Below are 13,664 nucleotides of genomic sequence, written 5' to 3'. Positions count from 1 at the left end.
CGCGCCGCCGCGCCGGCACCGGCCGCGGTCGATCCGGCCAAGGCACCGCAGCCCGGTCGCATGCAGACCAGCAACGTGCGCTCGGGCCAGCAGCTGTACGCGGAAAACTGCGACCTCACGGTGATGGCGACCGTCGGCGCGGGTGCCGAGGTGATCGCCGACGGCAGCATCCACATCTACGGTACGCTGCGGGGCCGTGCCCTGGCAGGTGCCCAAGGCAACACCACGGCGCGTATCTTCTGCCGTGAATTCCATGCTGAACTGGTCGCAATCGCCGGCCATTACAAGGTACTGGACGATGTCCCGGACACCCTGCGCGGCAAGGCCGTGCAGGTGTGGCTGGAACAGGACCAGATCAAGATCGCGGCGCTGGACTGATCCGGCGCCCACACAAAATGAATCAGGAGAAGTCCTTTGGCTGAAATCATCGTAGTCACTTCCGGCAAGGGCGGCGTGGGCAAGACCACCAGCAGCGCCAGCCTGGCATGCGGCCTGGCACGGCGCGGCAAGAAGGTGGCGGTGATCGACTTCGACGTCGGCCTGCGCAACCTCGACCTGATCATGGGCTGCGAGCGCCGGGTGGTGTACGACTTCGTCAACGTCGTGCACGGTGAGGCGACGCTCAAGCAGTCGCTGATCAAGGACAAGCGCTTTGACAACCTGTACGTGCTGGCCGCTTCGCAGACCCGCGACAAGGATGCGCTGACCCAGGAAGGCGTGGGCAAGGTGCTCAAGGACCTCGCCGCGGACGGCTTCGATTACATCATCTGCGACTCGCCGGCCGGCATCGAGAAGGGTGCGTTCCTGGCGATGTACTACGCCGACCGTGCGGTGGTGGTGGTGAATCCGGAAGTGTCCTCGGTACGCGACTCGGACCGCATCATCGGCCTGCTCGATTCGAAGACGCACAAGGCCGAGTCGGGCCAGGATGTGCCGGCGTTCCTGCTGCTCACGCGCTACAGCCCGGCACGGGTGGAAAGTGGCGAGATGCTGAGCATCACCGACGTGGAAGAGGTGCTGGGCCTGAAGGCCATTGGCGTGGTGCCCGAGTCGGGCGACGTGCTCAATGCGTCCAACAAGGGCGAGCCGGTGATCCTGGACCCCGAATCGGCGGCGGGCCAGGCGTATGAAGATGCGGTCGGCCGCATTCTTGGCGAAGAGCGTCCGATGCGCTTCACCACCGTGGAGAAGAAAGGCTTCTTCAGCAAGCTGTTCGGAGGGTAAGCATGGGACTGTTCGATTTCCTGAACCGGAAGAAGACCACTGCCGAAACGGCGAAGAACCGTCTGCAGATCATCATCGCGCAGGAACGCAGCCATCGCGGTGGCCCCGATTACCTGCCGCTGTTGCAGCGTGAGCTGCTGGAAGTGATCAAGAAGTACGTGAACATCGACGCCGATGCGGTAAAGGTGGATCTGGTGAAGGACGGGGAGCACGATGTGCTCGATATTTCCGTCGCCTTGCCGGAAGGTCCGCAACAACCCTGATGCGATAGCGCCCCTTCCCGTCCGGGCGGGGGCGCGCGACATGACCACGATGAACGATGCTGTGATCCAGACCGAGCCGCAGGTGACGCGGGTCGGCGATATCCGTTTCGACGATGCAGTTGCCCTGCTTGCGGCGCACGCGTTGCGTCTGCACCGTGTGGCCGAGGCTGCGCCGATTCCGGGCAGTTACTGGGGCGAGCCGGAGGCTGGGATCATCGGCAGCGATGTGTATGTGCGCGATGACACGCCAGTGCACTCGATGCTGCACGAGGCCTGCCACCTGATCGTGCTGCCGCCAGAGCGGCGTGCGCTGGTGCATACCGATGCCACCGATTCGGTGCCCGAGGAAGATGCCACCTGTTACCTGCAGGTCGTGCTGGCCGGGCAATTGCCGGGCGTGGGCAGTGATCGGCTGATGCAGGACATGGATGCGTGGGGGTATACGTATCGGCTGGGCTCTACGCGCGCGTGGTTCGAGCAGGATGCAGACGATGCCAAAGCGTGGTTGCTCGAACGCGGCCTTCTTCCTGCGTAAATCCGCATGCGCGGCCACGTCCGGGCGCGTGGCGACGCGCCCGACCTCGCGGCGACCTTCTTTTCACCCAGCGCAGTTCGAGCAGGATGCTGGATGCACTTGCCTGATTGATCGAACACAGATTGCTTCTGCCGTAGAGCCGACCGTTGGTCGGCTGCTCTTGACGTGGCGTCACAGCGCACGACAGCCGACCAACGGTCGGCTCTACCCTGCCATCGCGCGCAACGTGATCCCGACGATGTAGGCCAGGTACGTCCCGGTCGCATACCCCATCGTCCCCAGCAGCACCCCGACCGGGGCGAGCGACGGGTGGAAGGCGGCGGCGACCACCGGTGCCGAGGCCGGTCCGCCGATGTTGGATTGCGAGCCGATCGCGAAGTAGAAGAACGGCACCTTCAACACCCGCGCCAACGCCCAGAGCAGCACGATGTGCACGGCGATCCAGATCAGGCCCAACAGGAACAACCACGGTCGATCCAGCAGCGCCAGCAGGTCCATCTGCATGCCGATGCAGGCGATCAGGAAATACAGCAGCAGCGAGCCCAGCTTGGACGCGCCAGCGCCCTCCAGGTTGCGCGCACGGGTGAAGCTGAGCGCCAGGCCGCAGGTAGTGGAAATCACCACGACCCACACAAACGGCGCATCCAGGCTGAACTGCGATGCCCAACTGACATGGCCCTTGAACCACGCCGAGACCGGGCCGGCGATCGCGTGCGACAGGCCGACCGTGCCGAAGGCCACCGCCACGATCAGCATCAGGTCGGTAAGACTGGCCACACGTTCGTGCTCGCTGCGGAATTTCTCGATGCGCAGCTTGAGTTCGTCGATGCCCGAGGTATCAGCACCGCTGCGCGCGTCGATCTTCGCCGCGCGGCCAGCCAGGAAGATCAGCGCCGCCATCCATACATAGCCCACGCCCACATCGACCACCGCGAACTGGCCGAAGGTGGTCGCGTTGACGTCGAACACCTCGCGCATGGCCAGCATGTTGGCGCCGCCGCCGATCCAGCTGCCGGCCAGTGCCGCCATGCCGGCCCAGGTGTCGCCAGCTACGGTGGCCGGGTGCAGCCACTTCATCACCTGGAAGGCCACCACCGCGCCGAGCATGATGCTGAAGGAGGCGCCCAGATACATCACGATCAGTTTCGGACCCAGCCGCAGGATGCCCTTGATGTCCACCGCCAGGGTGAGCAGCACCAACGCCGCCGGCAGCAGGATGTCGCGCGCGACCGGGTTGTACAGATGCGTGTTCTGCCCGTCGATCAGCCCGAACGTGTTGTAGATGCCCGGGATCAGGTAGCACAGCAGCAACGCCGGCACGACGGTGTAGAAGCGCTTCCACAGCCCCTGCTCGCGCGAGGCGGTCCAGAACACGGCGCCGAGGGTGGCGGCGATCAGGCCGAAGACGACGATGTCGTTCTGGATCAGGGCGGGTGCTTTCACGGGTGTGGCGTACCTGGAGGATGGGCGTGGGATCCCACACGTTTCGGGAAAACAATCACCTGTAGACCGTAAAAGAGCAGCCGACCAACGGTCGGCTCTACCGGTTACACCGACGACGATGGCCGGATACACCGCCGCCGATCACCAGTTACACCGCAGCCGATCACCGCTGATACCACGGCCAACCACACCCGGTGCCATGAAGAAGCGCCGCCCCAAGGGGCGGCGCGTCCATCCGGCTTATTCGCCGATGTGCTGCTTCAACCAGCCGTTGACGGTGTCATGCCACTGCACGCTGTTCTGCGGCTTGAGCACCCAGTGGTTTTCATCGGGGAAGTACAGGAACTTGGATTCGATGCCCTGGCGCTGGGCGGCGGTGAACGCGGCCAGGCCCTGCTCGACCGGAATGCGGAAGTCGAGCTGGCCATGGATGACCAGGATCGGCTTTTTCCAGTTGGCCACGTGGTTGACCGGGTTGAACTTCTCGAAGTTGGCCGCCTTCTGGAACGGCGTACCGCCCTGCTCCCACTCGGTGAACCACAGCTCTTCGGTGGCGTAGCCCATCATGCGCTGGTCGAACACGCCGTCATGGTTGACCAGGCACTTCCACGGCTCGTTCCAGTTGCCGGCGATCCAGTTGATCATGAAGCCGCCGTAGCTGGCGCCCAGCGCGCAGGCCTTGTCACCGTTGAGGAACGGGTACTGCTTCTGCGCCGCGGTCCAGCCCTTCTGCAGGTCTTCCAGCGGGCGGTCGCCCCAATGCTGGCTGATCGCATCGGTGAATTCCTGGCCGTAGCCGGTAGACCCGTGGAAGTCGATCATCACCACCGCGTAGCCCTGACCGGCATAGGTCTGCGGGTTCCAGCGGTAGCTCCAGCCATTGCCGAAGCTGCCCTGCGGGCCGCCGTGAATCAGGAACGCCACCGGGTAGGTCTTGCCTTCCTGGTAGTTGTAAGGCTTGACCACGTAGCCGTGCACGGTGTCGTTGTTCCAGCCCTTGAACTGGAACTGCTCGTAGTCGCCGAAGGCCACGTCGGGCAGCATCTGCGCGGCGCTCGGGGTGATCTCGCGCGGGCTGCTGCCATCGGCGGCGGCCACCAGGATCTGGTCGCCGCTCTTGAGGCTGTTCTTCGTGTACGCCAGGGTGCTGCCGGCGATCACCGGCGAACCGATGCTGCCGCCTTCGGCGACGACCGTGGCCTTGCCGGTGGCGATGTCGATGTTGAACAGGCGGTGTTCGCCCAGGTCGTCGGCACCGGTGTAGAAACTGTTGCCGTCGGCGGCCAGCACGATTTCACCGGCCGAGCGGTCCCACTTCGGGGCGATCTCGCGGGTCTTGCCCGAGGCCAGGTCCAGCGCCATCACCCCGAAGCGGTCCGCTTCGAAGCCCGGGCGCTTCATCGCGCGGTAGTACAGGGTCTTGCCGTCCGCGCTGAACACCGGGCCGGCATCCCAGGCCGGGTTGGACGCGGTCAGGTTGACCGGGGCCTGCTTGCCGTCCACGTCGAGCCGGTACAGGTCGAAGTTGGTCGACCACGGCTCCTGCTTGCCCGCCACGCGGATGGAGGCGACCACGCTCTTGCCGTCCGGCGCCCAGGCGAAGTCGTCGTTGCCGCCGAACGGCTTGGACGGGGCATCGCCGTCGAGGGTAGCGCTGATCGCCGAGGCCCCCTTCACCGCCGCCGCCTTGGACGCCGGCAACGGCGCCACGAACAGGGTGTTGCGGCGGCCATCGGCCCAGGTGTCCCAGTGGCGCACGAACAGAGTGTCGAAGACTTCACCGGTGTTCTTGCGCGCCTTGTGCGCGTCCAGCTTCCTGGTGGTGCAGGCCAGGTCCGAGCCGCACGCCTGGAACACGCCGCTGCTGAAGACCACACGGTCGCCCTGCGGGGACACGTGGAAGCTGTCCACGTCCACCGGGAAGTCGGTCAACTGGCGCGGGGTGCCGCCGGCGATCGGCTGCGAATACAGCTGCTGGCTGCCGCCCTTGGCGCTGAGGAAGTACACGGTGCCGCCGTCGGCCGACAGTGCCGCCGAGTTGACGTTCCAGCCAGCCGGGGTGAGCGGCTTGGGCGGGGCCAGGTCGCGGGTGCGCAGGTTGCGGATGAACAGGCCGGTGCTGGCCTTGCTGTCGCTGCCGACCACGCGCTTGGCGAAGATGACGTTGCCGCCGTCGGCGGTGAGCAACGGGCTGGAGACCCGATCCAGCGCGATCATGTCGCGCACATCCAGGCCACGCGTGGCCGCCAGCGAAGGCATCGCGGTCAGCAGGCACAACGGCAGCAGGGCGTAACGAAGTTTCATCGGGGTCTCCGCGGAACGGCAAAACGCCGATGTTAGGGCCGCAGGGGCCGCCCATGCAAAGGCCATCGGTCATGCAGGGGGATGGGCGGGCCGCAGAAACGACAAACCCCGCCGGAGCGGGGTTTGTCTTGAAACCGGTCGAGGTTCTTTATACCGAACCGACCGCCCGCTTGCCGGTGCGATAGATCAACCAGCCGACCAGGAACAGCACGGCCAGACCGATCCACTGCGCGCCAGGCAGGTGGAACGGCAGCGCCAGCACGTCGGCGCGGCTGCTGATGACGATCGGCACTGCGATCGCGATACCCATCAGGGCTTCACCGGTGATCAGGCCGGCGGCGAACAGCACGCCCGGCTTGTGCACGCGGTCGCGGCCTTCTTCATCGTCGCCACGGATCTTGTGGAAACGCTCCACCAGATAGGCGATCAGCCCGCCCAGGAAGATCGGCACCATCAGTTCCAGCGGCAGGTAGATGCCGATCGCCGCGGCCAGCACCGGCACGCGGAAGCGGGCGTTGCGGGACTTCAGCCAGCTGTCGAAGGCGATGATCGCCGCGCCGACCACCGCGCCGATGCCGATGAAGGTCCACGGCAGTTCGCCACCGAACAGGCCCTTGGCCACCGAGGCCATGAGGTTGGCCTGCGGCGCGGCCAGTGCGTTGGGATGCAGCTCGGACTTGACGCCGATGCCGTAGGCGGTGGCCAGCAGGTTCAGCACCGGGGCCATGATCAGCGCGCACGAGAACGCCCCGATACCCAGCATCAACTGCTGCTTCCACGGGGTGGCGCCGACGATGTAACCGGCCTTGAGGTCCTGCAGGTTGTCACCGCCGACCGCGGCCGCACAGCACACCACCGCACCGATCATGATCGCGGCCACCGCACCCAGCGGTGCGCCGCCGACGCCGACCGGGGTCAGGCCGTCCTTGCCGAGCAGCAGCACCAGCACCGCCGAGGCGAACAGGATGGTGGAGATGGTGATGCCCGAGACCGGGTTGTTGGAGGAGCCGATCAGGCCGGCCAGGTAGGCCGACACCGACACGAACAGGAAGCCGGCCACGATCATGATGAGGGTCATCGGGATCGACACATGCCACTGGCCCACGATGGCCTGGTACAGCGCCAGCAGCGGCAGGGTGAACACGACCAGGGCCACCAGCATCCACTTCATCGGCAGGTCGCGCTCGGTGTGCGCCAGTGCCGGGCCACCGCTCTTGCGGGCCGCGGCAAACCCACTCTTGACGCCGTTGAGCAGCGACTTGCGCAGCGAAATCAGCGTCCAGACGCCGCCGATCAGCATCGCGCCCACACCCAGGTAACGCATCTTCGCGCCCCAGATGGCGAACGCCGCCTCGGTGGAGGTGGCCGTGGCGATCGACGCGGCCAGCGCCGGATCGGTGTTCATGAAGAACGCCTGGTACAGCGGAATGGCGATATGCCAGGTCAGGATCGAGCCGGACACCACCACGATGCCGACGTTCAGGCCGACGATGTAGCCCACGCCCAGCAGTGCCGGGGACAGGTTGGTGCCGATGAAGGCGGTGATCTTCGAGCTGCCCACGTAGGCCGAGGTGGCCCAGGCATCCGGGATCAGGCGCAGGCCGCTTTCGGCGGCCAGCTTCACGAAGGCGCCGATCACCGCCGACACGGCCAGGATCTTCAGCCCCGGGCCCGGATTTTCACCGGCCTTGAGCACCTCGGCGGCGGCTTTGCCTTCCGGGAACGGCAGCGGATCTTCGACGATCATCGAACGACGCAGCGGCACCGAGAACAGCACGCCCAGCAGGCCACCCAGACCGGCGATGCCCAGCACCCACCAGTACTTGAAGTCCGGCCAGTAGCCCATGATCACCAGCGCGGGGATGGTGAAGATGACGCCGGCGGCGATCGACGAGCCGGCCGAGGCGCCGGTCTGGACGATGTTGTTTTCAAGGATGGTGCCACCGCCAAGCAGGCGCAGCACGCCCATGGAGATGACGGCGGCGGGAATCGCGGTGGCGATGGTCAGGCCTGCGAACAGACCCAGGTAGGCGTTGGCGGCCGACAGAATCACTGCCAGCACGATGGCAAGCACCACCGCGCGGAAAGTGAGCTGGCGTGGCGCAGCGTCGTTGTTCATGGAAGCCCCTGCTGGCAAAAAATCCCTGCCACGCTAGCGTTCATGTACAGGCAAGTCCAGTAGTGCCGGCCGCTGGCCGGCAACCCTGCACCACCCGATCAAGGCCCCTGTTGACCTTCGCGTGCCGCCGCAGCCGCGACCCGCCGGACTCGGCAACGTTCAAGGCCGGGCCCATCCATTTAGTAATGTTATATCCTATCGCACCGAGCACCCGGCGCCGCTGTGACGTATTCCTCCCCCTCCCGCCTGACCTCCATCGACCAGCTGCGCGGCACCGTGATCGTGCTGATGCTGCTCGACCACGTACGCGAAACCTTCCATATGCACCAGCAGGTGGGCGACCCGATGGTGATTGACCAGGTCGAGCCCGCGCTGTTCGTCAGCCGGCTGCTGGCACATCTGTGTGCGCCGGTGTTCGTGCTGCTGACCGGCCTGTCGGCCTGGTTGTACGCCAGTGGCAAGCCGGATGGGCGTCGGGCCGCGTCGGCCTTCCTGCTCAAGCGCGGCCTGTTCCTGGTGGTGCTGGAGCTGCTGGTGGTCAATGTCGCGTGGACGCTGCAGTTCCCGCCCAGCGTGATGTACCTGCAGGTGATCTGGGCGATCGGCATCAGCATGATCGCGCTGGCCGGGCTGCTGTGGCTGCCCCGCGGGGCGCTGGCGGTGTTGGCGCTGGCCGTGATCGCCGGGCACAACCTGCTCGATGGCGTCCGCGTGCAGGGCGACGGGGCGCTGGCCGTGCTGTGGAAGGTGCTGCACCAGCGCGACTGGATCGCCGTGACCGATGGGCTGCGCCTGCGCACCTCCTACCCGGTGCTGCCGTGGATCGGCGTCATTGCGCTGGGCTGGGTGATCGGCCCATGGTTCGCGCGCGGCGGCGATCCCCTGCTGCGCCAGCGCCGCCTGTGGATGGCCGGCGCCGGTGCATTGCTGGGCTTCGTGCTGCTGCGGGCGGTGGACCTCTACGGCGACAGCCCGTGGCAGTCCTTCGCCACCCCGGGCAGCACGCTGATGAGCTTCTTCAACGTCACCAAGTACCCGCCCTCGCTGCTGTTCCTGCTGCTGACCCTGGGCATCGGCCTGCTGGTGCTGCGCCTGTACGAGCAGCCGCGCGTGGCCCGGGCGCTGGCACCGCTGGCCGACATCGGCGCGGCACCGATGTTCTTCTACCTGCTGCACCTGTACGTGCTGAAGCTGCTGTACGTGCTGGCCGAAGCACGCTGGGGGCACACCCACGGGGCGTACTTCGCCGTGGACCACGTGGCCAGCCTGTGGGTGATCACCGCGGTGCTGGCCCTGGCGCTGTATTGGCCGACCAGAGCGTTCGCGCGGTTCAAGGCGCGGCGGCGGGACCTGGCCTGGCTTCGTTATCTGTAAGCGCGCGATGCCGGGATGGTGAGGCTGCCGGCCAGCGGCCGGCACTACTAGAGCGTAGCGGCCGGCACTACGACAGCGGAGCGGCCGACACCACGACGGCGGAGCGGCCAGACGCGGCACGGCTGGCCCTTCGCCCCGGGCCTATACTCGCCTCCTTGTCCGCCGCGCCCTATCCCTCGATGACCGCAGCCGCCCTGCCCGCCTCCGCAACCTCCACTGCCACCGACGATTTCCTCGGCCACCCCAAGGGCGTTTACGTCTGCTTCTTCACCGAGATGTGGGAGCGGTTCTCGTTCTACGGCATGAAGGCGCTGCTGCTGCTGTATCTCACCAAGTACCACCTGTTCGGCGACAAGGCCGGGCTGGATCTGCTCGGTGCCTACGGTGGCCTGGTGTACTGCATCCCGGTGTTCGGTGGCCTGCTCGCCGACCGCTGGCTGGGCATGCGCAAGGCGGTGGTGTTCGGCGGCGTGCTGCTGGTGCTGGGGCATATGGGCATGGCCTTCGAAGGCCACGCGGCGACCCGCATCGACGGGCAGATCGTGCGCGATGACGCCGCGCTGGGCATCACCTACCTCTCGCTGGCGCTGATCATCATGGGCGTGGGGTTCCTCAAGCCCAACATCTCCACCATCGTTGGCAAGCTGTATCCGGAAAACGATCCACGCCGCGACTCCGGCTTCTCCCTGTTCTATGCCGGCATCAACCTGGGCGCGCTGTTCGCCTCGCTGGTGTGCGGTTTCCTCGGCGAAGCCTATGGCTGGAAGTACGGCTTCGGTGCGGCCGGCATCGGCATGGTGATCGGCCTGTGCATGTTCCTGTGGGGCCAGAAGTACCTGCAAGGCCACGCCGAACCGACCGATGTGCCGGCGCTGCGCCAGCGCGTGCTGGGCATCCGCCGCGAGTGGCTGATCTACGCGCTGGCGGTGCTCGGCGTGATCCCCGTCGCGGCCTTGATGTGGGCCGCCGCCAACGGCGCGTTCGCGCTCGGCGGTGAAATCAGTCTGGCGCTGATGCTGATGATCGTCGTGCTCGGCGGCGTGCTGGTCTGGTTCGCCTGGTTCACCGGCACCCGCTGCACGCCGGTGCAGCGCCAGCAGATGATCGCGCTCATGGCGCTGATCTTCATGGCCCTGGTGTTCTTTACCCTGTACGAGCAGACCTACGGGTCGTGGGTGACCTTCACCGATCGCCTGCTGACCAAGGATCTGGTGCCGTCGCTGGTGATCCAGAGCGGCACCCCGTTGCCGTGGTCGATCGCCTCGCTGCTGCTGGCGCCGCTGGGCTTCGTGGTGGCCGCACGGCTGTCCGAGCGCAGCCCCGGCTCGACCGCGCCGCGCAACCTGTTCATCGTCATCGTCGCGCTGATGCTGGTGATGCTGATCCGCGACTGCCTGGTGATCCCGCAGACCGCCGGCTCGCTGACCTATCTGGGTGGCCTGTTCCTGGTGGTCCTCGCCCCGCTGTTTGCGATGCTGTGGGCGTGGCTGGACCGCCGTCGCCTGGACCCGTCCAAGCCGGTCAAGTCTTCGATCGGACTGATCTTTGCCGCGTTGTCGTTCGTGCCGCTGGCACTGGCCGCCCAGCAGGTGGGCGCGACCGGGCAGATGGCCAGCGTGTGGTGGCTGGTGCTGGCCTACCTGATCCTGGAGATCGGCGAAATGTGCCTGTCACCGGTGGGCCTGTCGGCGGTCACCCAGCTGGCCGCGCCGCGTGTGGTCAGCCTGATGATGGGCACCTGGTTCCTGGCCACCGCCTTCTCCGAAACGCTGGCCGCGCTGTTCGGCAAGCTCGCCGCGATCGAAGTGCCGGAGGGCCAGACGATGAACATCGCCAGCGCCGCGGCCAGTTACGCGCACCTGTTCTGGCTGCTGATGTGGATCGGCCTGGGCTGTGCGGCCGTCGCGCTGGCCTGCTCGCCGCTGCTGAAGAAGATGATGCACGGGGTGAAATAAGGCGCGACCGCCCCATGCCCAAACCAGAACGGCACCTCGCGGTGCCGTTCTCGTTTCCACGCTGCAGCGCTGATCAGGGCTGTGCGGCGGCCGCTGCGTTGGCGGTTTCCCCGCCGAGGCTGCGCGACAGGAACGCCAGCAGCTTGCTGTAGTACTCGCGGCGATGCGGATCGGTGTAGAAGCCGTGGCCTTCGGTGGCGTAGTACAGCGACTCCACCGGCACGCCGGCCTTCTTCAGCGCCTCTTCCATGCGCTTGGTGTGCAAGATCGGGGCGCGTTGGTCTTCACCGCCCGCAGCCAGGAACACCGGGACGTTGATCTGCGCAGCCAGGTTGACCGGCGACACTGCCGCCAGCGTCTGCGGATCACCCAACCAATCCTTCAGGAAGGTTTCACCGGACTTTCTTTCCTGTGTATCGCCACGGGTGAACATCATGGGCAGGTCGTAGACACCGACATAACCGGCCGCGCACTTGTACAGCGAGGCCTCCCTGGCCGCGCCCATCAGGGCGGCATACGCGCCATAGCTGGCACCGTAGATGCAGATCCGCGCGGGATCGGCGTGGCCCTGCGCAATGGCCCAACGGGTGGCGTCGGTCAGATCATCCTGCATCGTCCCGCCCCACTGCTTCGCACCGGCGGCCTGGAAGGCGCGGCCATAGTTGCCCGAGCCACGGAAGTTGACCTGCAGCACGGCATAACCGGCCGCCGCCAGGAGCTGGGTTTCGGTGGTGTAGCTGCCGTCGTCGAAGATCCCGAACGGGCCGCCGTGCGGAATGACCACCATCGGCAGTTTGCCGCCGGCACGACCAGCCGGGACGGTCAGGAACCCGCTCAGGTCCAGTCCGTCGCGGGCTTTGACCGCCACCGGCAGCACGGTGGCGGCCTTGGCCGGGTCCACCCAGCTGCTGCGGCTGATCACGTGATCGGCTTTCTTGGTTTCGTTGTTGAAGATGTAGAAGTCGCCGGGATTCCGCCCCGACCACGCTTCGATCATCAGCTGCTTGCCGTCCCGGGTGCTGGAGGTGATGAAGACCGCATCGCCACCGAAGGCCGCTTCCAGGCTGCGGTACAGCCGTGCATCGGCGGAGGTCTCATCGAAGAAGCGGGTGTGCGGCGTGTCGCCCAGGAACAGCGCGCCGACCGGGATGGCGGTACCGGGGCGACGGATGATGCGGCTGGGATCGACCTTGGGATCGCGCAGCACGGGCGTCCGCGCGCCGGTCGCCGGATCCCAGGCGATGATCGCGGTGGGGCCGTTGGCCTGCTCGGAGGTGAAGTAGGCCAGCTTGCCGTCGGCGGAGAAGCCGATCGCCTGCTCGATGCGGCCATTGACCGCCTCATCGTTGACCAGCTTCCAGGTGTCGCCCCCGCCTTCGCGGTAATAGAGCTTGTTGACGTTGTCGGTGCCGGCACCATGGGCGAAGCGGACCTGGCCGTTGGCGTCGCTGACGAATTCGGCACGACGTACCGGCGACAGCGCCACCGTCTGGCGGCGACCGCTCTGTACGTCCAGCTTGTCCACGCGGGTGAAGGGCTCGTTGCTGAAGGGCCAGATCGAGACCAGCACGTTGCGGTCATCCTGCGGGAGGTCGTCGAACAGGAACGCCGCCACGGCCTCTACCTTCTTGGGCTGGATGCGGGTGCCGGGGCCGTTGCCTTCCACGCGGTAGCCCACCAGCAGTTCGCCGCGCCCGCCATCGGCGTTGATCGCAAACAACTCGCCGGTGGGTCGTGGCATGTCCAGCGCGCCGATCTTCTCGGCCAGCCCGATCAGCACGCGATTGCCGTTGACCCAGTCGAAGTCGTTGGCGTGGTTCTTGGCCGGCGGCACGAAGGTGCCGACGACCTTGCTGTCCGACCGGCGCAGGATCGCCAGCGCGGTGCGGTCTTCCATCGGCACGGTGGCGGCGAAGTAGTCGCCATTGGGCGAAATCTTGATATCGGCGAAGTCATCGCGCTTGAGATATCGGTCCAGGTCCACTGCACCGGCCTGCCCCGCCAGCGCGCCACACACGATCAATGCCATCCAGCCTGACTTGCGCATCCTTCCCCCTGTTTCCGGACACCCTGTCCGGGTGGCCGATTCTAGACGGAAGCTGAATGCCGGGACCATAGGAGCACTTCGGACCCGCCTGTCGGGTCTTTCCTCGGTGGCGCTTGTAACAGGGTGTTTCTTCCAGTTTGGGGCGCGCCTCCTTGAAGGCGCGTCGCAGACAGCGATACGTGTGGCTGGGTAGTCGGACGCCGTCTTGGATCTAGTGCTGTCTCCGCTCGGGTTTGTCGCGCGCGTGAGGGCCCCGTAGCGGCCGCTAGGCYCCTGGCGCAAATGTCCCCCGGCCGCGGAGCGGCCTCCTCCTTTATTTTGCCCAGGRGCCTAGCGGCCGCTACGGGGCTCGGCTTGCGGATGGCACAGGCAACGCGGCAAAGCGGGCTCTTCTGACGAC

Annotated in this window: 10 protein-coding genes; 6 read left to right on the top strand and 4 right to left on the bottom strand. The window is 66.3% G+C overall.

Annotated features, from left to right (window positions below; genetic code table 11):
• The 4 genes from minC to AC1DR7_RS19010 form a co-directional block, all read left to right on the top strand.
• The coding region (minC, locus tag AC1DR7_RS19025; RefSeq protein ID WP_478052996.1) for a septum site-determining protein MinC at positions 1 to 378 on the top strand (378 nt) is incomplete at its 5' end.
• Between the two features lie 36 nt (positions 379 to 414).
• Positions 415 to 1,224 carry a septum site-determining protein MinD gene (minD, locus tag AC1DR7_RS19020; RefSeq protein WP_256776357.1) on the top strand — a complete coding sequence of 270 codons (810 nt, stop codon included), beginning with the start codon at positions 415 to 417 and terminating at the stop codon, positions 1,222 to 1,224.
• A gap of 2 nt (positions 1,225 to 1,226) precedes the next feature.
• Positions 1,227 to 1,487 carry a cell division topological specificity factor MinE gene (gene minE / locus AC1DR7_RS19015; protein WP_017355894.1) on the top strand — a complete coding sequence of 87 codons (261 nt, stop codon included), beginning with the start codon at positions 1,227 to 1,229 and terminating at the stop codon, positions 1,485 to 1,487.
• A 49-nt stretch (positions 1,488 to 1,536) separates the two neighbouring features.
• On the top strand, positions 1,537 to 2,022 hold the full coding sequence (locus tag AC1DR7_RS19010) for a hypothetical protein (RefSeq protein WP_457321759.1): 486 nt from the start codon (positions 1,537 to 1,539) through the stop codon (positions 2,020 to 2,022).
• A gap of 204 nt (positions 2,023 to 2,226) precedes the next feature.
• Here the strand turns inward: AC1DR7_RS19010 and AC1DR7_RS19005 are convergent, their stop codons facing one another.
• The 3 genes from AC1DR7_RS19005 to AC1DR7_RS18995 form a co-directional block, all read right to left on the bottom strand.
• Positions 2,227 to 3,465: a DUF819 family protein gene (locus AC1DR7_RS19005; RefSeq protein ID WP_256776358.1), complete on the bottom strand. Its 1,239-nt coding sequence runs from the start codon at positions 3,463 to 3,465 to the stop codon at positions 2,227 to 2,229.
• A gap of 240 nt (positions 3,466 to 3,705) precedes the next feature.
• Positions 3,706 to 5,769, bottom strand: coding sequence for a S9 family peptidase (locus tag AC1DR7_RS19000; RefSeq protein ID WP_457319199.1), 2,064 nt, complete (start codon positions 5,767 to 5,769; stop codon positions 3,706 to 3,708).
• 148 nt (positions 5,770 to 5,917) lie between these two features.
• On the bottom strand, positions 5,918 to 7,888 hold the full coding sequence (locus tag AC1DR7_RS18995) for an OPT family oligopeptide transporter (RefSeq protein WP_141057252.1): 1,971 nt from the start codon (positions 7,886 to 7,888) through the stop codon (positions 5,918 to 5,920).
• A gap of 222 nt (positions 7,889 to 8,110) precedes the next feature.
• On the opposite strand from AC1DR7_RS18995, the gene AC1DR7_RS18990 reads away from it, so the two are divergent.
• Positions 8,111 to 9,262, top strand: coding sequence for an acetyltransferase domain-containing protein (locus tag AC1DR7_RS18990; RefSeq protein WP_457319198.1), 1,152 nt, complete (start codon positions 8,111 to 8,113; stop codon positions 9,260 to 9,262).
• 179 nt (positions 9,263 to 9,441) lie between these two features.
• Complete coding sequence (locus AC1DR7_RS18985; RefSeq protein ID WP_478051622.1) at positions 9,442 to 11,217, top strand: peptide MFS transporter; 1,776 nt, start codon at positions 9,442 to 9,444, stop codon at positions 11,215 to 11,217.
• Between the two features lie 73 nt (positions 11,218 to 11,290).
• Here AC1DR7_RS18985 and AC1DR7_RS18980 read toward each other — a convergent pair whose 3' ends face one another.
• Positions 11,291 to 13,264, bottom strand: a complete 1,974-nt coding sequence (locus AC1DR7_RS18980; RefSeq protein ID WP_478051621.1) for an alpha/beta hydrolase family protein — start codon at positions 13,262 to 13,264, stop codon at positions 11,291 to 11,293.
• Positions 13,265 to 13,664 lie beyond the last annotated feature (400 nt).

This window comes from Stenotrophomonas sp. P5_A9, from assembly GCF_056400525.1.
The sequence above is the reverse complement of the archived record's forward strand: the minus strand, read 5'-3'. Positions and strand labels throughout refer to the sequence as shown.

What these genes read in the sequence shown, in the direction of transcription:
- AC1DR7_RS18980 (WP_478051621.1), bottom strand. Translation starts at nt 13,264, where the DNA reads ATGCGCAAGTCAGGCTGGATGGCATTGATCGTGTGTGGCGCGCTGGCG.
- AC1DR7_RS18985 (WP_478051622.1), top strand. Translation starts at nt 9,442, where the DNA reads ATGACCGCAGCCGCCCTGCCCGCCTCCGCAACCTCCACTGCCACCGAC.
- AC1DR7_RS19000 (WP_457319199.1), bottom strand. Translation starts at nt 5,769, where the DNA reads ATGAAACTTCGTTACGCCCTGCTGCCGTTGTGCCTGCTGACCGCGATG.
- AC1DR7_RS19010 (WP_457321759.1), top strand. Translation starts at nt 1,537, where the DNA reads ATGAACGATGCTGTGATCCAGACCGAGCCGCAGGTGACGCGGGTCGGC.
- AC1DR7_RS18995 (WP_141057252.1), bottom strand. Translation starts at nt 7,888, where the DNA reads ATGAACAACGACGCTGCGCCACGCCAGCTCACTTTCCGCGCGGTGGTG.
- minE (WP_017355894.1), top strand. Translation starts at nt 1,227, where the DNA reads ATGGGACTGTTCGATTTCCTGAACCGGAAGAAGACCACTGCCGAAACG.